Source organism: Streptomyces albidochromogenes (assembly GCF_005981925.1).
GTDB lineage: Bacteria > Actinomycetota > Actinomycetes > Streptomycetales > Streptomycetaceae > Streptomyces > Streptomyces albidochromogenes.
On sequence record NZ_VBVX01000008.1, the window covers coordinates 21,934 to 44,144 of the forward strand.

General features: G+C 69.0%; 17 protein-coding genes. 4 read left to right on the forward strand and 13 right to left on the reverse strand.

Annotation, left to right across the window (positions count from 1 at the left end):
- Positions 1-39: 39 nt before the first annotated feature.
- From E2E34_RS02280 to E2E34_RS02340, 13 genes are all read right to left on the reverse strand, one after another.
- The gene (locus tag E2E34_RS02280) at positions 40-291 is read right to left on the reverse strand and encodes a hypothetical protein (RefSeq protein ID WP_138900197.1); all 252 of its coding nucleotides are present in this window, start codon (positions 289-291) and stop codon (positions 40-42) included.
- A gap of 13 nt (positions 292-304) precedes the next feature.
- The gene (locus E2E34_RS02285) at positions 305-1,387 is read right to left on the reverse strand and encodes a branched-chain amino acid aminotransferase (RefSeq protein ID WP_138900198.1); all 1,083 of its coding nucleotides are present in this window, start codon (positions 1,385-1,387) and stop codon (positions 305-307) included.
- A 72-nt stretch (positions 1,388-1,459) separates the two neighbouring features.
- On the reverse strand, positions 1,460-2,749 hold the full coding sequence (locus E2E34_RS02290; protein WP_138900199.1) for a dihydrolipoamide acetyltransferase family protein: 1,290 nt from the start codon (positions 2,747-2,749) through the stop codon (positions 1,460-1,462).
- Positions 2,746-3,762: an alpha-ketoacid dehydrogenase subunit beta gene (locus tag E2E34_RS02295; RefSeq protein WP_138900200.1), complete on the reverse strand. Its 1,017-nt coding sequence runs from the start codon at positions 3,760-3,762 to the stop codon at positions 2,746-2,748. The genes E2E34_RS02290 and E2E34_RS02295 overlap by 4 nt, the downstream gene beginning before the upstream one ends.
- Position 3,763: 1 nt before the next feature.
- Positions 3,764-4,888, reverse strand: a complete 1,125-nt coding sequence (pdhA, locus tag E2E34_RS02300) for a pyruvate dehydrogenase (acetyl-transferring) E1 component subunit alpha (RefSeq protein ID WP_138900201.1) — start codon at positions 4,886-4,888, stop codon at positions 3,764-3,766.
- A gap of 46 nt (positions 4,889-4,934) precedes the next feature.
- The gene (locus E2E34_RS02305) at positions 4,935-6,221 is read right to left on the reverse strand and encodes an enoyl-CoA hydratase/isomerase family protein (RefSeq protein WP_138900202.1); all 1,287 of its coding nucleotides are present in this window, start codon (positions 6,219-6,221) and stop codon (positions 4,935-4,937) included.
- A gap of 221 nt (positions 6,222-6,442) precedes the next feature.
- Positions 6,443-7,192, reverse strand: coding sequence for a thioesterase II family protein (locus tag E2E34_RS02310; protein ID WP_167518186.1), 750 nt, complete (start codon positions 7,190-7,192; stop codon positions 6,443-6,445).
- Complete coding sequence (locus tag E2E34_RS02315; protein ID WP_138900204.1) at positions 7,189-10,260, reverse strand: non-ribosomal peptide synthetase; 3,072 nt, start codon at positions 10,258-10,260, stop codon at positions 7,189-7,191. The genes E2E34_RS02310 and E2E34_RS02315 overlap by 4 nt, the downstream gene beginning before the upstream one ends.
- Positions 10,257-11,555 (reverse strand): cytochrome P450, encoded by a 1,299-nt coding sequence (locus E2E34_RS02320; protein WP_138900205.1) that lies wholly within the window; start codon positions 11,553-11,555, stop codon positions 10,257-10,259. The genes E2E34_RS02315 and E2E34_RS02320 overlap by 4 nt, the downstream gene beginning before the upstream one ends.
- A gap of 54 nt (positions 11,556-11,609) precedes the next feature.
- Positions 11,610-12,752 (reverse strand): glycine amidinotransferase, encoded by a 1,143-nt coding sequence (locus tag E2E34_RS02325; protein ID WP_138900206.1) that lies wholly within the window; start codon positions 12,750-12,752, stop codon positions 11,610-11,612.
- A gap of 30 nt (positions 12,753-12,782) precedes the next feature.
- Complete coding sequence (locus E2E34_RS02330; protein ID WP_439333672.1) at positions 12,783-13,010, reverse strand: ferredoxin; 228 nt, start codon at positions 13,008-13,010, stop codon at positions 12,783-12,785.
- Complete coding sequence (locus E2E34_RS02335; protein WP_138900208.1) at positions 13,007-14,209, reverse strand: cytochrome P450; 1,203 nt, start codon at positions 14,207-14,209, stop codon at positions 13,007-13,009. Before E2E34_RS02335 ends, E2E34_RS02330 begins: the two co-directional genes overlap by 4 nt.
- 39 nt (positions 14,210-14,248) lie before the next feature.
- Positions 14,249-15,409: a glycine amidinotransferase gene (locus tag E2E34_RS02340; RefSeq protein ID WP_138900209.1), complete on the reverse strand. Its 1,161-nt coding sequence runs from the start codon at positions 15,407-15,409 to the stop codon at positions 14,249-14,251.
- Between the two features lie 295 nt (positions 15,410-15,704).
- Between E2E34_RS02340 and E2E34_RS02345 the strand changes: the two genes are divergently transcribed.
- From E2E34_RS02345 to E2E34_RS02360, 4 genes are all read left to right on the forward strand, one after another.
- On the forward strand, positions 15,705-16,748 hold the full coding sequence (locus E2E34_RS02345; RefSeq protein ID WP_138900210.1) for a methyltransferase: 1,044 nt from the start codon (positions 15,705-15,707) through the stop codon (positions 16,746-16,748).
- 96 nt (positions 16,749-16,844) lie between these two features.
- Entirely contained in the window at positions 16,845-18,203 is a 1,359-nt protein-coding gene (locus E2E34_RS02350) for a DUF6002 family protein (RefSeq protein WP_138900211.1), read from the forward strand.
- Between the two features lie 62 nt (positions 18,204-18,265).
- Entirely contained in the window at positions 18,266-19,423 is a 1,158-nt protein-coding gene (locus E2E34_RS02355) for a GNAT family protein (protein WP_138900212.1), read from the forward strand.
- A 296-nt stretch (positions 19,424-19,719) separates the two neighbouring features.
- Entirely contained in the window at positions 19,720-22,149 is a 2,430-nt protein-coding gene (locus tag E2E34_RS02360) for a HelD family protein (RefSeq protein ID WP_138900213.1), read from the forward strand.
- Positions 22,150-22,211: the final 62 nt, after the last annotated feature.

Sequence of the window (22,211 nt, forward strand, 5' to 3'; positions counted from 1 at the left end):
CAACTCGGTGGGCTGCCCCCGGTTCCGTGGAGTCCGCGGCTACGGTATGAGGGCCCGCACTCCGGTGACTGCGAAGACCAACCCGACGACGGCGAGCATCGCTCCTGCGACGCGTTGAACGGCAGGCTGCGCCGGGGGCAGTGTTATCCGGCGTAGCCGCTGCGGCAGCTGATCGCGTTCCGCCGACAGGAGGTGGTGCAGGCGGGTCACCATCCCCCGGTAGTCCATGGCCCACAAGACTCCGAAGTTCAGGGCAAGAAGCCCGAACGCGATGAGCACCAACGCTGCCATCGGATCCCGACCGTCAGACGACATTTCGCAGCCAGCCGTGCGTGTCGGCAACCCGCCCGTACTGGATGTTCAGTATCAGCTCACGAAGCGCCGACGTCACCTTGCCCGGCTCCCCTCCGCCGATCGTGAATGCGTAGCCTTCGGCCTTGATGCCCGTGACTGGCGTTATGACCGCGGCGGTACCCGCGGCGAACACCTCCGTCACGGTTCCGTCGGCGAGCCCGGCGCGCAGTTCCGCGAGGGGAACGGCCCGCTCGACCGGCGTCAGGCCCAACTCGGGGGCCAGCGTCAGGATGGTGTCGCGGGTGACCCCTGCGAGGATCGTGCCGAGCGCCGGCGTCACCAACTCGCCTCTGGCGGTGACTAGGAAGAGGTTCATGGCGCCGGACTCCTCGATGCAGGCCTCCTCACCCGCGCTGTCCAGGTAGAGGACCTGATCGCAGCCGTGTCGCTCCGCCTCGGCCTGGGCCGCCAGGCTCGCACCGTAGTTGCCCCCGCACTTTGCGGCACCAGTGCCGCCGGCGGCCGCGCGGGTGTAGGAGGTGCTCACCCACAGGCTCACACCACCGGGGGCAAAGTACGGCTGCGATGGACAGGCGATGACCGAGTAGACGACCCGCCTGGACGGTCGCACGCCGAGGAAGGCCTCTGCGGCGAACATGAACGGCCTGAGGTAGAGACTCTTCTCTCCCGTGGCCACCGGTACCCACGGCTCGTCGGCTCGGACGAGTGCTTCGATGCTCGCGAAGAAGTCCTGCTCCGGAAGCTGCGGCAGCCTCATCCGCTCTGCGGACCGCCTGAAGCGACGTGCGTTGCTTTCGGGTCGGAACAGCCAGACGCTCCCGTCAGCGTGTCGGTACGCTTTCAGCCCCTCGAAGATTTCCTGGGCATAGTGCAGCACCGCCGCGCTGGGGTGGACGGAGAACGGCTGGAGCGCCTGGACTCTGCGATCGTGCCAGTCTGCCTCCGCCGTCCAGCTGGCGAAGGCCATGTGATCGGTAAAGTGCAGGCCGAATCCGGGGGCGTCAAGGATGGCGGCACGCTGGTCATCAGGCAGCGGACTGGCTGTGCGCATCAGTGGGAACGGTGAAACCATGATCGAATCCTCTTGTCGGCAGGCTGCCGGGACCTGTCCGGGGACGGTGGGAAGCGGCGGCGGTGGGGAGGGTCAGACGTCGGCCAGGAGCACCGCGGGACGTTCCACACAGTCCGCGACGTAGCGCAGGAAGCCGCCGGCGACGCCTCCGTCGCAGACCCGGTGATCGAAGGTGAGGGAGAGCTGGGTGACCTTGCGCACGGCGAGTGCGCCGTCGACCACCCAAGGCTTGTCGACGATGCGGCCGACGCCGAGGATCGCGGCCTCGGGGTGGTTGATGAGCGGCGTCGAGCCGTCGACGCCGAACACGCCGTAGTTGTTGAGCGTGAACGTGCCGCCGGTAAGAGCCTTCGGCGGTAGCCCGCCGGAGCGTGCGAGTCTGGTCAGCGTGGCGAGTTCGTCGGCCAGTTCGGCCGTCGTCTTCCGGTGGGCTTCACGCACGACAGGCACCATCAGGCCGCGTTCGGTCTGCGCGGCGAAGCCCAGGTGAATGTCGGAGAGGCGGACGATCTCGCCGCGTTCGACGTCCACCGTCGAGTTGAGCTCGGGGTACTTGCTGAGCCCCGCGACACAGAAACGGGCCAGCAACGCCAGCAAGCCGATCTGCCGCGCCGGATCGGCGACCCGAAGGACCTCTCTGGCCTTCACCAGAACGGTGGCGTCCACGTCGACCCAGGTGGTGGCGTGCGGGATCGCGCTGCTGCGGGCCAGCTTCTCCGTCACGGTCCTGCGTAGGCCCCGCAGCGGTACGCGCTCGTCGGCAGCGGCCCCTCCCGCCTCCGTCGCGCGCCGTGCGTTCGCCGCTATGGCCTGCTCGACGTCACGGCGCAGGATCACTCCGTGCGTCCCGCTCGGTGCGACCGCGGTGAGGTCCACGCCGTGTCGCCGTGCCAGTGCACGGACCAGCGGGGAGATCACCAACGGCGCGGCCGCCGGGTCGGTGCGGCGGTCCCCGGCCCGAGAGGGCGCTGTTGCCGCCGGTGCGGCCAGCACCGTGGCCCGGCGGCCGCGCCCGGTACCAGCCGGACTCGTCCCGTATCCGACGAGGACGTTGCCGCTCCCGGCAGGGGCTTCTTCGACACGCCGTTCCGCGGCCGGCGCAGCGACTGCAGCGCGGCTCACGGAGATCAGCGGGACTCCCACAGGGAGCACGGCACCGACGTCTGCGTGTAGTTCCAGCACGGTCCCGGCGTACGGCACGGGCACCTCGACAATGGCCTTGGCCGTCTCGACCTCGACAACCACCTGGTCGACTCCGACGCGTTCGCCCGGAGCCACCCGCCACGCGACGATCTCCGCCTCGGTCAGCCCTTCACCGAGGTCCGGCAGCCGGAACACCATGGCCTCGCGTTGGGTTGTCATGAGGCCTCCGGCGCGAGGTGCCGAACGTCGGGCTGGTCGTCGAACTGCAGTCGCTCGATCGCGTCCAGCACCCGGTCTACGCTCGGCAGGTACGCGTGCTCCAGCTTCGGCGGCGGGTACGGGACGTCAAAGCCGGCGACCCGTACCACCGGTGCCGCCAGCGAGTGGAAGCAACGCTCCTGCACCCGCGCCACGATCTCGGCACCCACGCCCGCGAAGCCCTGCGCCTCCTGGACCACCACACAGCGCCCGGTTCGCCGTACCGACGCCGTAACCGTCTCGTCGTCGAAGGGAACGAGCGTGCGCAGGTCCACCACCTCGACGTCGATGCCGTCCCGTGCCGCCTCGACCGCGGCGTCGATCGCGACCGGAACGGAGGGGCCGTACGCGAGCAGGGTGGCGTCCAAACCCGGGCGCCGGATCACCGCCCTCGCGGTCGGCGCAGCGCCTCGCCGTGCCAGGTCGGCGTCCTCCTTGGACCAGTACAGCTTCTTCGGTTCCAGGAACACCACCGGGTCCGGGTCGCACACCGCGTCCCGCAAGAGCCAGTAGGCATCCTCGACCGTGGCTGGCGTGACTACCTTCAGGCCGGGGGTGTGGGCGTAGTACGCCTCGCTGGAGTCGCTGTGGTGCTCGACGCCGCCGATCCCTCCGCCATAGGGGACGCGGATCACCATCGGCAGCGACACACGCCCCCGGGTGCGGTTGCGCATCTTCGCCACGTGCGAGGTGATCTGCTCGAATGCCGGATACGCGAACGCGTCGAACTGGAGCTCCACCACCGGCCGGAACCCTCCCATGGCCAGGCCGACCGCGAATCCCACGAGCCCTGACTCGGCCAGCGGCGTGTCGAAGCAGCGCTGCTCACCGAACTCGTCCCGTAGTCCGTCGGTGATGCGGAAGACGCCGCCGAGGCGGCCCACGTCCTCCCCGAAGGTCAGCACGCGGTCGTCCTCGCTCAGTGCATCCCGCAGTGCCGAGTTGAGGGCCTGCGCCATCGTCACCGTACCCACGTCAGGCCTCCATGCCCTTTACTTCGGTCTCAAGCGAGCGCCGCTGCTCCTTCAGCTGGGGTGTCGGGTCGGCGTAGACGTGGTCGAACATCTCAAGCACGTTCGACGGGCCGTCCAGCTCGATCCCGGCCCGCAGGTCCGCCGCCAGCGCCTCGGCCTCCGCCTGCGCCACGTCGATGTCCTGCTCGGTCAGCGCCCCGTGGGCCCGCAGCCACGTCTGGAGCCGGGGCAGTGGGTCGGCGGCGGCCCACCGGCGTACCTCCTCCTCGTCCCGGTAGCGGCCCGGGTCGTCGGCATTGGTGTGGCCGTCCAGGCGATAGGTTTGGGCTTCGACGAGGAAGGGGCCGTGCCCGGAGCGCGCATGTTTCACTGCCTCGTCCAGCACTGCCAGTACGGCCACCAGGTCGTTGCCGTCGACCTGCTCGGAGCGCACCCCGTATCCGACTCCCTTGTACGCAAGGGCCGGTGCCGCGGTCTGCTCCGCGAGCGGCACGGAGATCGCGTACTGGTTGTTCTGGATGAGGAAGACCACGGGGGTGCCGAAGACCGCGGCGAAGTTCAGCGCCTCGTGGAAGTCGCCCTCGCTCGTTCCCCCGTCCCCAACGAAGGCCATCACCACGCCGTCCTCGCCCTTGCGCCGCAGGGCGTCCGCCATCCCGACCGCGTGCAGCAGCTGCGTGGCCAGCGGTGTGCACAGGGGCGCCACCCGGGTCGCCATGGGGTCGTAGCCGCAGTGCCAGTCGCCGCGCAGCAGGGTCAGGACGTCCACCGGGTCCACGCCGCGCGCCACCACGGCCGCCGTGTCGCGGTAGGTGGGGAAGAGCCAGTCCTGCTGCCGCAGCGCCAGGACCCCGGCGACCTGACAGGCCTCCTGCCCCCGGCTTGACGGGTAGACGGCGAGCCGCCCCTGCCGGGTCAGAGCGCTCGCCTGCTGGTCGAACCGCCGTGCCAGGACCATCCGGCGGTAGGCCTCTCCCAGCCTTTCATCGGAGGGGGCGGCATACCCCGAGGGCGCGTCGGCCGCGGTGCCCGCCTCGGTGACGAACCGCACCGGCACGGCCGAGGGCAGCAGTTCGTCCGGTGCCGGTCGCGGACCTTTGAGGTACGCGTCGGCTGTGATCGACATGGGGATGCTCGCTTTCTCTACGGTTCAGGGGCGGTCGGGCACTGTCCTACGGGCGGACCGCACCGGGTTCGGGTGCTTCCCCGGCTCGTTCGGGCCGCGCCCTGTCTGACGCGCCGCCTGGCCTCCTGTTGATCCAGGTGCGCTCCAACTTGGCCACCACGTCGGGGCTGTGCATCCGGGCCGACTGCTCCAGCGCATACCGGCTCATGTACGTGCGGAAGAGGGCGTCGGACTCCTCGGCTAGGTGCAGCATGCGGCGGTTGGCGGGGACCGCGGGGTCGGCCAGGCGCTCGGCCGACGCTGCTACGGCCCCGTCGACCGCCTCCGGCGCGACGACCTCGTCGCACAGCTCCCGGGCCTCGGGGCTGGTGGCCGCAACCTTCTCGCCGAAGAAGATCAGCCGCTCCGCCATGCGTCGCCCAACCACGCGTCCGAGGCGCAGGTTGGCCGCGCCGGGGATGATGCCCTCCGCAAGTGCGGGAAGCGAGAAGTAGGCGTCGGTCCCGGCGATCACCCGGTCGAGGACCAGTGCCACCTGGGTGGCGCCTCCGATGGCGAAGGTGTCGATGGCGCCCACCCACGGCTTGCCGCCCGGGAGGTGAAGCGGGTCGTCCGCCGGGCCGTGGTGCAGGCCGTGGATCAGCTTGCGGATGTACCCCAACTCACGGCGGAGCATGAAGTCGATGAACGATATCTGCCCGGTGTAGAGGTGGGTGAGGTTGATGCCGGCGCCGAAGGCGCGCTGGCCGCTGTACCGGGGATGGGACAGGACGCTGCCGCGCAGTACGCCCACCGACACCGCGTCGTCGAGGAGGGCGAGGTCGACGGCCGTCTCCAGGGCCTCTACCACCGCGTCGTCCTCGGCGTTGAGGACGTCCTGGTTGCAGATGGTCACCTCGGCCACGAATCCGTCGCGGTGAATCACCGCCTGGCCAAGGTCCACGTGGCCGGTCCTGTGGAATTCCGGGAGCAGGTCGAGCGCGCGCGGGGTCGGCGCCAGCATCGACCGCAGGAGGTGCTCGCCCGTCTCCCGTCGGTTGAGAAGGTGCGCGAAGAGGATTCCCTGGTCGACTTCCCCGTCCGACTTCTCGGCCTGCGGCAGTCGGCGGTCGGCGGACACCTGCGCGCGGGTGGGGACCAGGCCCGGGTAGTTCTCCGCCGCGGTGAACGCCAGTTCGTTTAGGCGGACCTGGCGGTTGCGGCCTTCGGTGAGCTCGTCGTAGAGGTGTCCGGCGTGCACCTTGAGGAACTGGTGTCGGGCGCGCCGTGCGGCCTGCCCGACCCGGTCGACGTCGCCGTGCTCGGTGGCAGAGCGATCGGCACGGGGCGGCATAGCCGCAATCAATTCGGCGCAGCCTTCAATGTAGGTGCTCAGCAGGCGCGTGTCCGCCGCGGCGCCACCGCGGAACAGCGGGGACGCGGGCAGTCGGCTGTCCACCGCGCCGGACAGCTGCGGCGCCTCAGGCGATCGGGTTGACACGGCTGTGTCCATACCGGGTTGTCTCCTCATCGTTGTCGTCGCGGCGAGATGTTCCTCACGCCTGTCACGCACGCTCAGCGGTCGGCCAGCCCGTGGCGGGCGATCTCGGCGAAAAGGCCGCCGGACACGTCGTAGACCGCGTAGTGATCGCCAGGGCCCCGCCGGATGCCGAACTCCCCGCCCGCGTAAGCGCGCCAGCCCTCCATGAGCGAGGGCACCACCACCGGGTCGTCGTCCGCCGCGAAGACCTGGATCGGGCAGCGCAGTGGCGCGTCGGCAGCGGGACGGTACTCGGAGGCGATCCGCAGGTCATTGCGCAGCACGTCGAGGAGGCGGCGGACGAACTCTTCGTGTTTCAACAGGGGTTCGGCGATGCCGTTGGTCGCGCGCACATGGCTGAGGAGCTCGTCGTGCGGGAGTGTGTGGTACGACTCCTCGGCCGCGACGTGCGGCGGGCGGGCGCCCGAGATCAGCAGCGCCCGCGGCAGCGGGTGCCCCCGCTCGTGAAGGTGCAGGGCCACCGCGTACGCCAGCAGGCCGCCGAAGCTGTGCCCGAAGAGGACGTATGGCGGGCGCAGCATCGGCAGCAGTGCCTCGACCGTCCGCTCCGCCAGTTCGTCCATCGTGTCCGGCATAGGGTCCGCGACCCGGTTCTCCCGGCCCGGGAGCTGCACCGGGCAGCACTGGACCGAGGTGGGCAACCGCGACGGCCAGAGGCGGAAGGCGCTCGCGCCGCCTCCCGCGTGTGGAAAGCAGAACAGGCGCTTGCCTTCGGTGCCGGGATCGACGCGCCCGAGGAGCCAGGGTGTCGTGCCGTGGGTCACGCGCGTTCTCGCGATCGCTCGATGAGGGCGGCGATCCCCGCACCCGTGCGGTTCTCCAGGAGGTCTAGCAGCCTCAACCCGCTGTCCGGAAGCAGCTTTTCCAGGTGGGTGAATAGGTCGACCAGCAGCAGAGAGTTGCCGCCCAGATCGAAGAAGTCCTCCTCGGCGCCCACGGCGCGCAACCCGAGGGTCTCGGCGATCGTGCCGAGGATCTGCTTCTCCAACGAGGTGCGCGGCCCGTCCTCCGGGCCCCCTCCGCCGCCGAACTCGGGTGTGGGCAGGGCCTTGCGGTCCACCTTGCCGTTCGAGGTCAGGGGGATCGCGTCGAGCCAGACGAAGGCTGCCGGGACCATGAAGGCGGGCACGCGGGACCCGACGTGTTCCCTCAGCTCGGCGTCGTCGGGGTGCCGGTCGCCCACCAGGTAGGCGGCTAGCGCCTGTCCGCCGGGGGCGTCGTCACGGACGACGGTGGCCACGGACCGGATGTCCGGGTGCGCGGAGAGGGCGACGTCGATCTCACCCAGTTCGATGCGGTAGCCGCGGATCTTTACCTGGTCGTCGCTGCGTCCGAGGAACTCCAGGTCGCCGTCCGGGAGCCAGCGTGCCAGGTCACCGGTGCGGTAGATACGGCTTCCCGGGGGGCCGAACGGATCGGGCAGGAAGCGCTCCCGGGTCAGCTCGGGGCGGCCCAGATACTCGCGGGCTAGGCCTTCGCCGCTGAGCCACAGATGCCCGGGGACTCCGGCGGGCAGCGGGTTCAGGTCCTCGTCCAGGACGTATGCCTGGGTGTTGGCGATCGGCCGGCCAATGGGAATGGTGGGACGGCTGGTGTCAACCGCCTCGATGGGCTTCCAGGTCGCAAAGAGCGTGCACTCCGTCGGCCCGTAGACATGGAGGAAGCGGGTGTCGTCCAGATAGGGCAGGAGGTGCGCCGCGCTGGCGGGCGAGAGCACGTCGCCGCCCACGAGCAGCTGCCGGACGCGCGCCAATTCCTCGGGGAACTGTTCGGCTGCCACGTGTAGTTGGGGTGATACGAGGAGGAGAGTCGTGATGCGGTGGCGCTGCAGTGCGGCCTTGAGCTGGTCGGGAAACGGAAGTCCGGAGGGCGGCAGCACCAGCCTGCCACCGTTGAGCAGCGATCCCCACAGCTCGATCAGCGACGCGTCGAAGGAGAGCGGCGAGAACTGCAGATGGGCCTCTCCCGGACCGAGCTCGACGTAATCCGCGCCCTTGACGAGCCGGGCGAGAGCCCGGTGCGTGACGGCGACGCCCTTGGGGGCGCCCGTGGAGCCCGAGGTGTAGATGACGTAGGCGAGGTGTTCCGCCGTGGCCGGAACCTCCGGGTCGGTCTCGGGCAGTTCTATCGTCCCGCCCGTGGACTCCGGCTCGTTGCGGAGGAGCACCCGGGCGGCGGTCCCGGTGAACGCGGCCGCGTGCTCCTTGTCCGTGAGCACGATGCAAGCCCCGGCGTCATCGGCCATGTAGGCGAGCCGCTCGGCAGGGTAACTGGGATCGAGCGGGAGATAGGCGCCCCCTGCTTTGAGGATGCCGAGCAGGCAGACGATCATGTCGACCGACCGTGGCAGACACAGGCCGACGGGCTGGTCGGGAACCACGCCCAGGCCGATCAGCTGGTGGGCCAGACGGTTCGCCCGTGTGTTGAGCTCCCCGTAGGTGAGCGTCACGTCCTCGTGCTCGACGGCGATCGCCGAGGGGTCCCGTCGCACCTGCTCCTCGAAGAAGGAGGCGGTGGTGCGGTCGTGCGGGAAGTCGCGCGCGGTCCGGTTCCACACCGAGACCACCAGCTCGCGCTCCTCGGGCGGAAGCACGGGCAGGTCGGTGACGCGGGTGTCGGGCTGCCGAGCGGCCGCGGTGAGAAGGTGCTCCAGGCGGCGCACCAGCCGCTTCGCCGTGACTGGGGCGAACAGATCAGTGTCGTACTCCAGCGTCCCGTGGAGTTCGTCGTCGCGCAGGTCGAGGGCGAAGGACAGGTCGCGGGCGGCCGTGCCGAGGTGCAGGTCGACCGGGTTGCACGAGGCTTCCGCGTAGTCCGGCAGCCCGGCGGACCATCTCCGGACGGCGAACTTGGCGGGCGCCGCTTGGCGGTCTGGGTCCCCGCACCCCCCGGCCAGTGCGGCGAGCGCGCCGGGCGGGAGGGCGGAGGAGTGCGCTCGTGCCCGGGTCAGCTCGGCACCGGTCTGAGCGACCAACTCACGGAACGTCGGGCCGCCGTCCAGCCGCAGGGTCAGCACGACATCGGTCTCGGGCCTGCCGACGCGCGTGTCCGGGTCGGTCAGGGACGGGCACACGGGCACCAGGAGCGGGACCGCCGACTGCGCGGTGTGGCGGGCGAGGAGCACAGCGGCGGCCGCGTATACGGCGGCGGTGGCGTCCGGGGTCCCGGACAGCTCGCTCAGGTTCCCCATCAGGCCGACCGGCAGGGCGAAACGCTCCACCGCGCCGGCGCGGACGGACCGGGGCTGGCGAGGTCGGTCCGTCGGCAGGTCCAGCACCGGGAGCGCCGACTGCGCATGCCAGTACGCGAGGTCGGCGGCGGCCTGTTCGGCGGAGGGCCGTGTCGGCTGCGGCGGCTCGGCATGGGCGAGGGGCTCGCCTCGCCGGGCCGCGCTGTAGGCGTGCGCGTGCTCGACGAGGAAGGCGTCCAGCCCGACGGCGTCCAGCAGCGAGCGGTGGGCGACAGCGACCAGGAGGCACTCACGGTCGGCGACGCGCAGAACGCGGATCCTCAGGAGGGGGCCGTGCGGGAGCGCAAACGGCGCGCCGGCTTCCCTTACGGCCACTTCGATCGCCTCGTCGGCCGACACCCGCAACTCGGCGAAGTCGACGGGCGTCGCGTCCGGCGGCGACGTGGGACTGTCGTCCGCCGTGACGTGCACGTTGTGCGACGCCGCAAGACGGACCGTGACCGGGCGAAGGGCGTCGCGTGCGGCTTTGCCGTCGAACTGACCGTCGATCTGCAGGCACCGGACCACGTGGTGGGACGGGTGCGAACCGAGGTCGGATTCGGGCTCGTTCGGCGCGGTCATCGGGTGTGCCGGGGTTGTCACAGTGCTTCCTCAGTGGTCTTGCCGAGTGGCTGTAGGTCTCGCAGGCCGACCCCGTCGGGCCGCAGGACGGTGCGAACGGGCAGGCTCTTGATGCCCGCGATGAACGTGGAGTGGAGGTGGCGGGGCTCGTCGGCGAGTTCGATCAGCTCGAAGTTCCCGGCGATCTCCTCGAAGAGCACGGTCAGGGCGAGCCTCGCCACGTGCGCGCCGATGCAGCGGTGCGCCCCGACACCGAACGCGATGTGCCGGTTCGTCTTCCGGGTCACCACGAAGCGGAACGGCTCGGGGAACACGCTCTCGTCACGGTTGGCCGATCCCAGCCACGCGGTGACGGGCTGTCCGGCACCGATGCAGGCGTCACCCAGACGCACCTCGTCGGTGGTGTGGCGCAGCGCGTGGTTTGCGGGCGAGGTCCAGCGCAGGATCTCTTCAACCAGGGAAGCTGTGTCCCCCGAGGCCCGCCACCTGGCGTACTCGCTGGGGTTCTCCAGCAACGCCAGGAGGCCGCCGCTGGCTGCGTGCGACGTAGTGACGGTCGCACCGATCAGGAGGCTGTAGGCGTTGAGGATGACCTCCTCGCGGCTCAGCGGCTCACCGTCCGGCGTGGCTCGCAGGAGTGCCCCGATCAGGTCGTCCGCCTCGGCCCGTCCCGGTCGGGACACCTCGGTGGCGAAGTAGAGGAAGATCTCGGAGTGCGCCCGGCTCAGCACCTGGGAACGCGAGGAACCCTCTGGGGCGTAATCCGGGTCGGACTCCGCCACCGCCGCGTACGTGAAGTGCTTCAGCCGGTACCAGGAGGACTCCGGGATCCCGAGCAGCAGACCCGCGATGGCGATCGGGTAGTACGCGGCCTGGGCCGCGAAGTCCCAGGTCTCCTCGCGGGCACCGACGGAGAGCAGCCGCCGGGAGAACTGCCGCAGCGCGGGCTCGTGGTCGCGGACCGCCTGCCGGGTCATGTGCGGGGCTAGCGGGCCCTTGAGCCGTTTGTGCCCCGGCGGGTCGGTGACCGCGAGCATTTTCCCGCCGGCGATGTCGGTCTGCCCGAGCGTCGTCAGGATGTTGCCCCGCGACGTCGTGAACTCGGTGTGCCTGGCCAGCACCCGTGACACGTCCGCGTGTCGCGTGACGGCCCAGAATCCCGGCTGCGCGCCGACGGGACACTGCCGGTGCACGGGATCCTCGGCGCGCAGCCGCGTCCATACCGGGTGCGGGTCACCGGTGCCGTAGAACTGCGGGTCGGACAGATCTGGTTCGGGACTGTTCTCCGCGGCCGGACCGTCAGAGGTTATGCGCATGCGTCAGCCTCCCTTTGCCACGAGTAGACGCACCTTCACGACGTGCGGAGTGGCTCAGATGTAGTCTTCGGCGCCGCCGGCGCGGACAGTGTCGAGCGTGAAGCAGTGGAAGCCGCCGCCGAAGAGTCGACGGTGGCGGTGCTGCACCGGGACCACCGTGAAGCGGTGCTCCTCGAGCGTGCGGATGAGGGTCTTGCAGGCGTCATTGACCATGACGGTGTTCTCGTCGACGGAGAGGACGTTGAGGTCGATGTACGGGCTCGGCGGGATGGGGTCGCCGTTCGGGTACTGCGGGTAGTCGCTGATCTGCGGGGACGGTGGCACGATCAGGTCCCACTTGCGCAGCGGTTCGGGCAGGAAGTCCGCCACGTCCGCCGAGCGCACCAGCAGGGTGCCTGGGCGCAGGGGGACCACGACGCTGTCGATGTGGCTCTGGGTCAGCTTGTGCATCCGGTGCACCCGGAAGCGGCCCTGGAGGTGCCGCTCCAGCCAGTCACAGGCCAAGGCGTGGTTGGCGTTGGAGATGTTGACGATCAGGTCCCGGCCGAGCCGCAGGCAGTTCGCGGCGTCGATCATCAGTTCCACGCCCGCGTCATACGGGGACGGCTGCGGGTTCTGCGGCACCTCGATGTTGGGCGCGGCGTTCTCGTTGTGCGGATCGAACGAGGCGTCCGTCATCACCGGTCGGGGCATGGACGTCCAGCGCGCGCCCTGGTTGAAGTACTCCATGAACACCGGCTTCAGGAACTGGTTCTCGAAGTACCGGTCGCGCAGCGTGGGCGGCGTCTCGATGATCTCGTCGCCCATGATGAGCGTGCTGTCGCGGACGTTGAGCGGCGGAACCACCGCAGCGTCCCAGGCCGGCGTGGTGACCTTGGTGAGGTCGGGGGCCGGCTCGACCGGGCGGTGGACCTTCACCGAGAGGGCCTCGAGCTGCTGGACCACCCCCTCCACGTCCTCGACGAGCTCGTCGAGCAGACGCTTCTTGAGGGCCAGGCGGTCGGGGTCGTTGCGCCGGGACCGAGCCTCGCTCTCGCGCCACGTCGACAGGCTCGGGAAGTACCCACGGGTGCCCGAGAGGTTGTCGCTGATGAACATGTCGAACGAGAGGTCCAGGATCCGGTCGACGTATCCGTCTGCGGATCCGACGATGATCTCCTTGAGTGGAGTGAAGTCGTCAAAGCTGTTCAGTCGCATGTCAGAAGGCTTCTTTCTGGGCGGTGGACGTCAGGTGGCGGTTGTTGCAATCGCCTGCACCGGACAGCGGTTGACAGCTTCGTCCACGTCGTCGTGCAACTCGCGGGGCGGTTTCGCGTCGAGCAGGACGACCAGGCCGTCGGTCTCGTCCTGGTCGAAGACCTCGGGCAGGGCCAGCGCGCACTGGCCCGACCCGATACAGAGGGTCGTGTCCACGGACACGTGCACTTCGGTCCTCCGTTGTGGGTAGTGGGTCACCAGACGACGGGCAGGCGGTGCACCCCGTACACACTCATGTCGGTGGAGAGCGGGACGTTCTCGGCCGGGACGGCCAGGGAGAGTGTGGGGAACCGCTGGAAGAGTGCGGGCAGGGCCGTACGCATCTCCATCCGGACCAGGTTCTGGCCGAGACACTGGTGGATGCCGTAGCCGAAGGCCACGTGCCCGGTGGTGCGCCGTGTGAGGTCCAGCCGGTCTGCCTCGTCCTGGAACCAGCGCGGGTCCCGGTTGGCCGCGGACAGCGAGACGGTGATCGAGTCACCGGCCCTGAGCTGCCGGCCCGCGAACTCGAGGTCTTCCAACGGCGTACGCGGCACCCCGAAGTGAAAGACCGTCAGATATCGGAGCAGCTCTTCCACGGCGTTGTCGACGATGGACGGATCGGCCGTCAGCCGGGCGAGCTCGTCGGGGTGGGACAGCAGCGCGAACACGCTCAGCCCCAGGGACCCCGTGGTCGAGTCGTGTCCCGCGGTCAGCAGCAGGACGCCGACCCCGGCGATCTCCTCCGTGTCCAGGGTCCCGTCCTCGGTCAGAGCCTGGAGGAGCCCGGACGTCTCGCCGGGTTCACCGCCGCCGGCGGCGATGTCCTGCATGGTGGCGTACAGCCGGTCCAGGGCCGCGGAGGTGTCCGCCGCGGTCGAGGTGAGGTTGAACAGGATCCGGCTGTTGCGCTGGAACTCCGCGCGGTCACCGGACGGGACGCCGAGCAGTTCGCAGATCACCTGGGAGGCGAGGGGCAGCGCGAAAGCCTCCACGAGGTCGGTGCCCGGCCCGCCGCGTTCCATGGCGGACAGCAACTCGTCCACGATCCCCGTCAGCCGCGGCCGCAGCTCGCGCATCCGGCGCGCGGTGAACTGGCCCGCCAGCTGCTGCCGCAGCCGGGTGTGCTCCGGCGGATCCATGTCGACGAGCCATCCGGGGGCAGCCGGGACGCCGAAGAACGGCTCGGTGCCCGGTCGGTGCACGGGAGCCCGCTTGAACTCGGAACGCGCGCTGAATCGGGCGTCGGTGAGCATCGCGCGGGCCAGCTCGTGACTGGTGACCACCCAGCCGACGTGTTCGTCGGGGTAGCGCATGCGCTGCAACGGCTCGCGGGCCTGCCACTCCATCAGCTCCTGGGGCGGATCGAACGGTCGGCCACGGCCGGTCGGGTGCGCGGGCACCGGTTCCGCGGACAAGGGGAGACCTCCTTCGGTGGGAAGCGGGCTGCGGAAGGATCAGACGAGGTAGTCCTCGAGCCCGCCGTCGCGCACGGTGTCCAGGGTGAAGCAGTGGAAGCCGCCGCCGAACAGCCGGCGGTGGCGGTGACGGACCGGGACGGCGGTGAAGCCGTGCCGCTCCAGCTCGCGCATCAGCTCGGGACAGGCCTCGTTTACCAGCACAGTGTCCGGGCTCACCGAGAGCACATTGAGATCGATGTACCGACTGGTGAGGATCAGGTCGTCGTCCTCGTACTGCGGGAAGTTGTAACTCTCCGGCGCCGGCGGGATGATGACGTCCCACTTCCTCAGCGGCTTCGGCAGGTAGTCCAGCACCGCCTCGGAGCGGCACAGCAGCGTTCCGGGACGCAGCGCCAGTACCATGCTGTCGATGTGGCTGTCGCTGAGCTTGCGGACGCGGTGGATTCGGAAGCGGCCCTCCAGGTGCCGCTCCAGCCAGTCGACGCCCAACTCGTGGTTGCGCGTCGATACGTTGGCCACGATGTCGCGGCCGAGGCGCAGGCACTGCGCGGCGTCGAAGAGCATCTCGTAACCGACGTCGTAGCGTGAGGCCTGCGGGTCCTCGATCGGCTCCATCGGGCCGCCGGCTGTGCTGGAGCGCGCGTATGACAAATCGAAGGAAGCGTCGGTCATCAGCGGCCGGGGCATCACCGACCAGCGGGCGCCGCGCCGGAAGTACTCCTGGAACACCGGCTTGAGCAACTGGGTCTCGAAGTACCGGGACCGGATCATCGGCGACGTCTCGATGATTTCGTCGCCGACGATCAGGGTGTTGTCGCGGATGTTGAGTGGCGGCACTACCGATGCGGACCATGCCGGAGTGCGCACCGAGGCCGTCTCTGGGGTGACGTCCGTGGGGCGGTGCACCGTCACCCCGAGCGAGGTGAGGGTGTCGGCCAGTCCCTGCAGGTCCTCGTTCAGCTCGTCGACGTAACGCCTCTTGACCGGGATCCGGGTGCCGCTGCCGGCCTGCTCCTCAACGTGCGATCGGAGCCGCGGGTAATACCACTCTGACCGGGCGGCGTCGTTGTCACCGGCGATATTGTCGTGGAAAAAGAGCTCAAAGGAAAGTTCACGCTCATGCGAAACGTAGTTTTCCGCAGAGCCGACAATTACTTCTTTGAGCGGCGACCATTCATCAAAGCTATTGAGTGACATAGCCGATCCCCGTACGTATGTCTCGATATAACCTGCGAAAAAATGGACAAACTGGTTGCAGATGGCATGCGGTTGCCATGCTTACACGCCACCCGAGCTGGCGCAATCGATTTTCGGACAGCCATTTTTGGACATGTAAATGTTACCTGCGCCACATCGTGATCTTGTTGACTGGCCACTGCGAGGCTGGCAATACTGCCGTTGCGTAGCAGCTCATTTCCTTCACGGGGCAGCCCGATACGTACCGAATCGACCGGAACCCACAGGTTCCAGGGATGCGGAGGCTCGAGAAGTAATGCCAAGCCAGCAAAAGAGTAGCCCGGAGTATCAGCAGTTCGACTTCCTCATGAATGCGCCGGCCCTGTTCAACGCCGCCGCCACTGCGGCGGAACTGCGCATTTTCATGTTCCTTTCGGAAAACCCGGGCTCTGATTTCGAGGCGATACGCCAGTTCACGGGCGTACCGTCACACCAGCTCCGCGTCCTGCTCCAGGGCGTCTGTGCGGCCAGCCTGCTTGAGCGGTCCGAGGGTGGGTACCGCAACTCCGCGGTGGCCGAGGACCTGCTGGCCTCCGAGGAGCCCGGCAGCTGGGCGCACACCCTCATCGGGTGGAAGGAGATCTATTACCCCGCCTTCGGTCAGATGACCAAGGCGCTGAAGGCCGGCACGAACACCGCGCTTGACAGCTACCCGGGCGACGAGCCCACGCTGTACAAGCGGCTGCCCCGGAACCCCGAGCTCGAGGGCGTGTTCCACAAGGCCATGGCCGCTTTCACGCTGGCTTCGATCAACGACCTGGTGGAGCGCGAGCAGTTCAGCACGGTCACGCACCTGCTGGACATCGGCGGCGGTGACAGCACCACTACCGCTCGGCTGCTCGAGCGCTACCCCCATATGCGGTCGACCGTCTTCGACCAGCCGAGTGTGTCCGAGCTCGCCCACGGCAAGGAGGCGCAGAAGTTCCTAGACCGGATCGATCTCGTCACCGGTGACTTCTTTGACACCCCCTTCCCTGAGGGTGCCGATGCGGTGCTTTTCAGTCATGTCCTCGGCATCTTCTCCGCCGAGCAGATCGTCACCCTGCTGAAGAAGGCGTACAACGTCTTGCCCTCCGGCGGCCGTGTCTTCATCTACGACTACAACGTCACAGAAAACGAGACCAAGGGAATTTACGGCGCCCGCCTCGGCCTTTACTTCAACGTTCTCGCCAGTGGAACCGGTATGGCGTACCCGGCCGAGGACTTTGAGGGCTGGCTCGCCGAGGTCGGTTTCGAGAACATCAGCACCGTTGCGGAACTCGACTATGAACATGGGTTCCACGTCGGCGTCAAGCCCTGACGGATAGAGAAGTATGTGTGCGGCACGACTCCCGTGAAACAATCCCCGGCGGGTCGTGCCGCCGCTTGGTTAACGAGGTATTCGAGGGGGCTCAGAATGTTCGTAAGCAATAGTCTGTCCCGGTATTACGGGCAGGTTCAAGCGGCACTCCGCGACCTGCTCGCCGGCAAGCAGAGCGGTGATCCCGCTGCATTCACACCCGGCGTCGAGCTGCCTCACCTCACGCCGGCCGTCCAGGAATATTTATCAGTCTCCGATGTTTCCGTCGCGCCGCTGCCCTCCTATGACGGCCGCAACCTGGCGCTGCTCGACCTGATGAGCAACCCGGCCACCATGACGACGAAGACCTTCGCCTCGCTGGTCATCGTCGCCCGGGCCGTGCGCTTCATCCAGGACACCGGTGAGCGAGTCACCATAGTCACCCCCTCGTCTGCGAACAAGGCCATCGCGCTGCGGGACGCGGTACTGCGGGCCGTCAACTGCGGCCTGGTGAGCGCTGACCAACTCAACATCGTGGTCCTCGTCCCGGAGGGCTCCGTGGCCAAGCTGCGCCGCACCGAGCTGGGCACCGACCCGTACCTGCGCACGCGCAACCCGATCGCTGTGCTGGGCCGCGACCGCACCCCCGGCGCTGTGAAAGACATCGCCCGGGGCTTCGTCGACGCCCACAGCGAAGAGCTGGCCAGGGACCACAAGACCCACCTGTGGTACACCCTCCAGCTGGAAAACTACCTCGCCGCCGACATCGTACGAGCTCTGTCGGAAGCCGAGTTCTTCCCGGCGGCGGCCAGCCGACCGAGACTGCACGCGCACGCCGTCTCCAGTGCCTACGGCCTCCTCGGACACGCCTATGGCCGCACCCGGCTGCCCGAGGCCGATCGTGCCGGCACGCCCGACCCCCGCTACTTCCTCGTCCAGCACCTCGGCGCACCGGACATGGTGTTGAGCCTGTACAACAACGGCTCGACCGACCCCGGGAACATGCCTGCGTACTCCCTTCAGCCCGAGACCGGGCTCTACACCCAGGAGCGGGACCCGCACTTCCCGGCCTTCACGTACGACCTACACGAAGCGCTCGACTCCACCTTCTACACCCGCAACCCCCCGACCTCGCCCCGCATGAACGAGCTGATCCAGCAACAGGGCGGAGGCGGGCTTGTGGTCTCGCTCGCCGAGTGCCTCCAGCGCTATGCCCAGGTGCGCGACCTCCTGGGTAAGGCGAAGGTGCACCTGCCCGCCGACCCACGGGCGCTACGCGAATGGTCGCTCGTGATGGCCGTGACGGGTGTCCTCAACGGCGTCGACCGAGGCCTGATTGGCGAACAGGACATCCTGGTGCACGGTTCGGGCAGCTACTCTGCTGTCGACTTCGACAGCGTGAGCATTCATGACACGCACCTCGTCGGGGACGTCGCGGCACTGCACCAGCTGGCTCTCACTGCCGTCAAGCAGTGATCCTGACCGACCTTCCCCAGCTTCCCCGCCTACCCACCCGTCAGCGCCGAGGTGACCTGTCCTTGTCCACAGCAAAACCCGCTTCGCGCGATCCGTTCCCGGAACGGGTGCGCATGCACGCCGGGTACCACTGGCGCAACAGCGGCAGTCCGCTCGTCACCCGCCTCCGGGACCACTGGGACACCCGCAGGACTGCGGCCTTCCCGTCCGTCCGCTCGGACCTTGCGGGCCTGTCGGTGGGCTACTCCGGCCTGCGTGAAGGTCTCGCCTACACCCTGGAGTTCACCGAGCTGCGCCGGGAAGAGGGCGCGGATTCACCCGCAGTGCGGGCCTCGAGCCTGGTGTCGGGGTCGCGGCTGCGCGACCCGGCGGCGCTGCCGGAGGCCGACATCCGCATCGTCGGTACCAGTGCCTCGCTCGCCCGCCGCATGCCGAAGGAGGCGTCGCTGGTCATTCCCATGCGCGTGCACTTCGTCATCGACTTCGACGGTGACCCGGATTCGGCGCGGCGGGCCATCTCCAAGCGCGAGCGGTGGCAGTTCAACCGCGACATGCGCCAGCACCAGTGGGGCTGGGAGGTGAACAGCGAGCCCGAGTGGTTCAATGCCTTCTACGACGACCACTACCGCCCCACCATGTTCCGGCGGCACGGCACGCGCGAACGGACCGAGGGCAAGAACGCCGCCTACGAGTGCCTCTTCCGCACCGGCAGGCTGTTCCAGCTGACGCAGGACGGCAAGCCGATCGGCGGGGCCCTGTGCCACTGGGAGCCCCGCCAGAAGGTGCTCACGCTGCGTCTGCTGGGCATTGAGGACGGGGCCGAACGGCATTACGAGAGCGGCGCGTTCAAGGCGATCTACCACCTGCTCATCGGCTGGGCCGCCGAGAACGGCGTGCGGCGTCTCGACTTCCAGGGCACCGAAGCCTTCCTGAGCAAGGGGACGTTCCAGTGGAAGCGCCGGTTCGGCACCCGGGTGATCATGCCGCCGAACCACTTCGCCGACAAGCGCCTTTGGCTCCAAGTCCGCCAGGACACGCCGGCCGTACGGGACTACCTCGTCGCGAACCCGACCCTGGCCGAGACCTCGGACGGCCTGCTCGAGGCGATCTACTTCCACGACGAACAGCGGCCGCTGCGGCTCGATTTCTCGGCGAAGGCCCCGGGCGTGGAGCGGGTCCGCCACATCGACCTCGACGAGTTCCTCGCGCCCCTGCTATGATCCCTCCGGTCCTGACTCTCAGGATCTTCTTCTCCCGAGGCGATTCACTCAGCGGGCGTCATCGTCCAGCACTCTCGGTCCGAGCATCACCTGCTACCTCCCGTACGGGAGCGCGGTCCTTTCCGGTCGACACCTGCCCAGCCACCCGGCCGGGCAGGTGTCGACCATTTTCTTGTTCCACGTCCGGCACCCGGCCCAGCCAGGGGCCGTCCTGCCCTCACCCGCCGCGGCCCCACTGCGGCATGCCCCGCCGATGGGCCAACGTCACCCGCCGACCCTTTGCCATGGAGTCCCCTATGACCTCGTCCTCTTCCTCGTTCGAGAAACCTCCTCGGCCGACCGAACTCGCCCGCGAACAGGCCTACCTGGACCTGCTCCAGGACCGGTTGGGAGTCCTGCGCGAGGAGATCGGCAGTGAGGTGCGCACCGTGCTGCGCGAGTCCTCCGGCACACCACAGGGCCAGGTGGAGCGCGGAGCCGCAGCCGAGCGGCTCGCCCGCAAGCTCCTCACGCTGGAGACTGCCGAGAACGGCCTGTGCTTCGGCCGACTGGACCGGACCGACGACGAGCGCCTCTACATCGGCCGCATCGGCGTGCCGGGCGCCGGTCTCGACGACGACCCCCTGCTCATCGACTGGCGCGCCCCCGCTGCCCGGCCCTTTTACACCGCCACGGCCGCGGCCCCGCAAGGCGTGCGCCTGCGTCGTCATCTGCACACGCGGGACCGCCGCGTGCTGCGGGTGGACGACGAACTGTTCGACGACACCGCGGCCGTGCCCGACGACGTCCAGCTCTCCGGCGAGGCTGCCCTGCTGGCCGCCCTCCAACACGACAAGACCGGCCGGATGCACGACGCCGTCGCCACCCTCCAGGCCGAGCAGGACAAGATCATCCGCTCGCCGCACGCGGGCGTCATGGTGGTCCAAGGCAGCCCCGGCACTGGCAAGACGGTCGTCGCCCTGCACCGCGCCGCCTACCTGCTCTACAGCCACGAGCGGCTGCAGCGCAGCGGCGTCCTGGTGGTAGGTCCGAACTCGGTCTTCCTGGAGTACATCAGCCAGGTGCTGCCCGGCCTTGGTGAGACCAGTGTGCTGCTGTCCTCCGTCGGAGGGCTGTACCCCGGTCTCTCGGCGTCGACCGAGGAGCCGGCGGCCTCCGCCGAGATCAAGGGGCTGCTGGTCATGGCGGACGTCCTCGACCGTGCCGTACGGGCGCGGCAGGCCGCAGTAACCGCGCCGATCGACGTGCTGATCGGCGGCGAGCATATCCGGCTGTCACAGGACTTCCTGGCCGACGCGGCCACCCGGGCCACCGAAGACGGCCGACGGCACAATCTGGCCCGGCCGAGGTTCCGCGACATCCTCTTCGAGGAGCTGGCCGACCGGCTAGCCCGCGTCATCGGCGATATCGAGGCCCGCTTCGAGGAGGCCCTGGCCGGCGAGATGGACGTTGAGGCCCTCGATCGCGCTGTACAGGAGGACCTGGCCAGCGTGTTCGGGCAGGACGCGAAAGTCCACGACTTCAAGGCGCGGCTGCCCGCCGAGTTCGCCGAGCGCAAGGCCAACTGGCTACACGCGCTGCCCCGGGACCCGGCTGCCCGGCGCCTCCTGGACACGCTGTGGCCGATCCTCTCCCCGGAGCAGTTGCTGGACGACCTGTACGCCGACCCCGCACGCCTCGCTGTGGCCGCACCCCAGTTCGACGAGGAGGAGCGGGCCCTGCTGGTGCGGGAACGGGGCACGCCCTGGACCGCATCCGACGTACCCCTCCTCGACGAAGCCGCCGAACTACTGGGGTACGACGACCGCGCCGAGACTGAGCGGCAAGCGGCCCACCGAGCCGCCCAACGCGATTACGCCCAAGGAGTCCTGGACATCGCGCGCGGATCCCGGGATGCGGACAGCGCCTCAGAGGAGCAGCTGCACGCCGCCGATTTGGTCACCGCCGATCAGCTCGCCGGGTGGCACGCGCAGGCGGACCTGCGCACGGTCGCGGAGCGCGCGGCGGCCGACCGGACCTGGGTCTTCGGCCATGTCATCGTGGACGAGGCGCAGGAGCTCTCCCCGATGACCTGGCGCCTGCTGGTCCGCCGCTGCCCCACCCGCTCGTTCACCGTCGTCGGCGACGCGGCACAGTCGAGCGACGCGGCCGGCGCGACGTCCTGGCGAGAAGCCCTGGAACCCTTCTTCGGCACGCGCTGGCGACTGTCGCAGCTCACCGTCAACTACCGCACTCCAGGCGAGATCATGGAGGCGTCCAGCCAGGTACTGAAGGCTATCTCGCCCGAGCTGCTGCCGGCGCGGGCGGTACGCCACGGCGCAGAACCGCCGCGCTGTGATGGCACCACGCCGGAGGAGTTCCCCGCCAGGCTGGCCGAGGTCGCGGCCTGCGCGGCCCGCCGCGTAGCGGGGGGCCGCACCGCGGTCGTCGTTCCCACCGCCGACCTGGAACGGCTCGCCGCCGCCGTTGCGGCGCAGATTCCCGACGTCTCATGGGGCGCGGACGTCGACCTGGAGAGGGACGTCGTCGTACTCGACGTCCGCCAGGCCAAGGGGCTCGAGTTCGACTCGGTGATCGTGGCTGACCCCCAGGGGATGCTGGACAGCTCCGCCCGGGGCCTCAGCGACCTCTACGTGGCGCTGACCAGGGCCAGCCGGTTCCTGCAGGTGCTCCACCCCGGCCCGCTACCGGAGGTTCTGTCCCACCTGGCGCAGGAGCCTTCCTGACCCGCTTCCCTGTCTCCAGGGCCGATGTTCCCGCACTTTCTCCCAACGTCCCGAGCAGAAAG

What these genes read in the sequence shown, in the direction of transcription:
- E2E34_RS02360 (WP_138900213.1), top strand. Translation starts at nt 19,720, where the DNA reads ATGACCTCGTCCTCTTCCTCGTTCGAGAAACCTCCTCGGCCGACCGAA.
- E2E34_RS02285 (WP_138900198.1), bottom strand. Translation starts at nt 1,387, where the DNA reads ATGGTTTCACCGTTCCCACTGATGCGCACAGCCAGTCCGCTGCCTGAT.
- E2E34_RS02340 (WP_138900209.1), bottom strand. Translation starts at nt 15,409, where the DNA reads ATGTCACTCAATAGCTTTGATGAATGGTCGCCGCTCAAAGAAGTAATT.
- E2E34_RS02325 (WP_138900206.1), bottom strand. Translation starts at nt 12,752, where the DNA reads ATGCGACTGAACAGCTTTGACGACTTCACTCCACTCAAGGAGATCATC.
- E2E34_RS02345 (WP_138900210.1), top strand. Translation starts at nt 15,705, where the DNA reads ATGCCAAGCCAGCAAAAGAGTAGCCCGGAGTATCAGCAGTTCGACTTC.
- E2E34_RS02350 (WP_138900211.1), top strand. Translation starts at nt 16,845, where the DNA reads ATGTTCGTAAGCAATAGTCTGTCCCGGTATTACGGGCAGGTTCAAGCG.
- E2E34_RS02320 (WP_138900205.1), bottom strand. Translation starts at nt 11,555, where the DNA reads ATGCGCATAACCTCTGACGGTCCGGCCGCGGAGAACAGTCCCGAACCA.
- E2E34_RS02290 (WP_138900199.1), bottom strand. Translation starts at nt 2,749, where the DNA reads ATGACAACCCAACGCGAGGCCATGGTGTTCCGGCTGCCGGACCTCGGT.
- pdhA (WP_138900201.1), bottom strand. Translation starts at nt 4,888, where the DNA reads ATGTCGATCACAGCCGACGCGTACCTCAAAGGTCCGCGACCGGCACCG.
- E2E34_RS02305 (WP_138900202.1), bottom strand. Translation starts at nt 6,221, where the DNA reads ATGCCGCCCCGTGCCGATCGCTCTGCCACCGAGCACGGCGACGTCGAC.
- E2E34_RS02280 (WP_138900197.1), bottom strand. Translation starts at nt 291, where the DNA reads ATGGCAGCGTTGGTGCTCATCGCGTTCGGGCTTCTTGCCCTGAACTTC.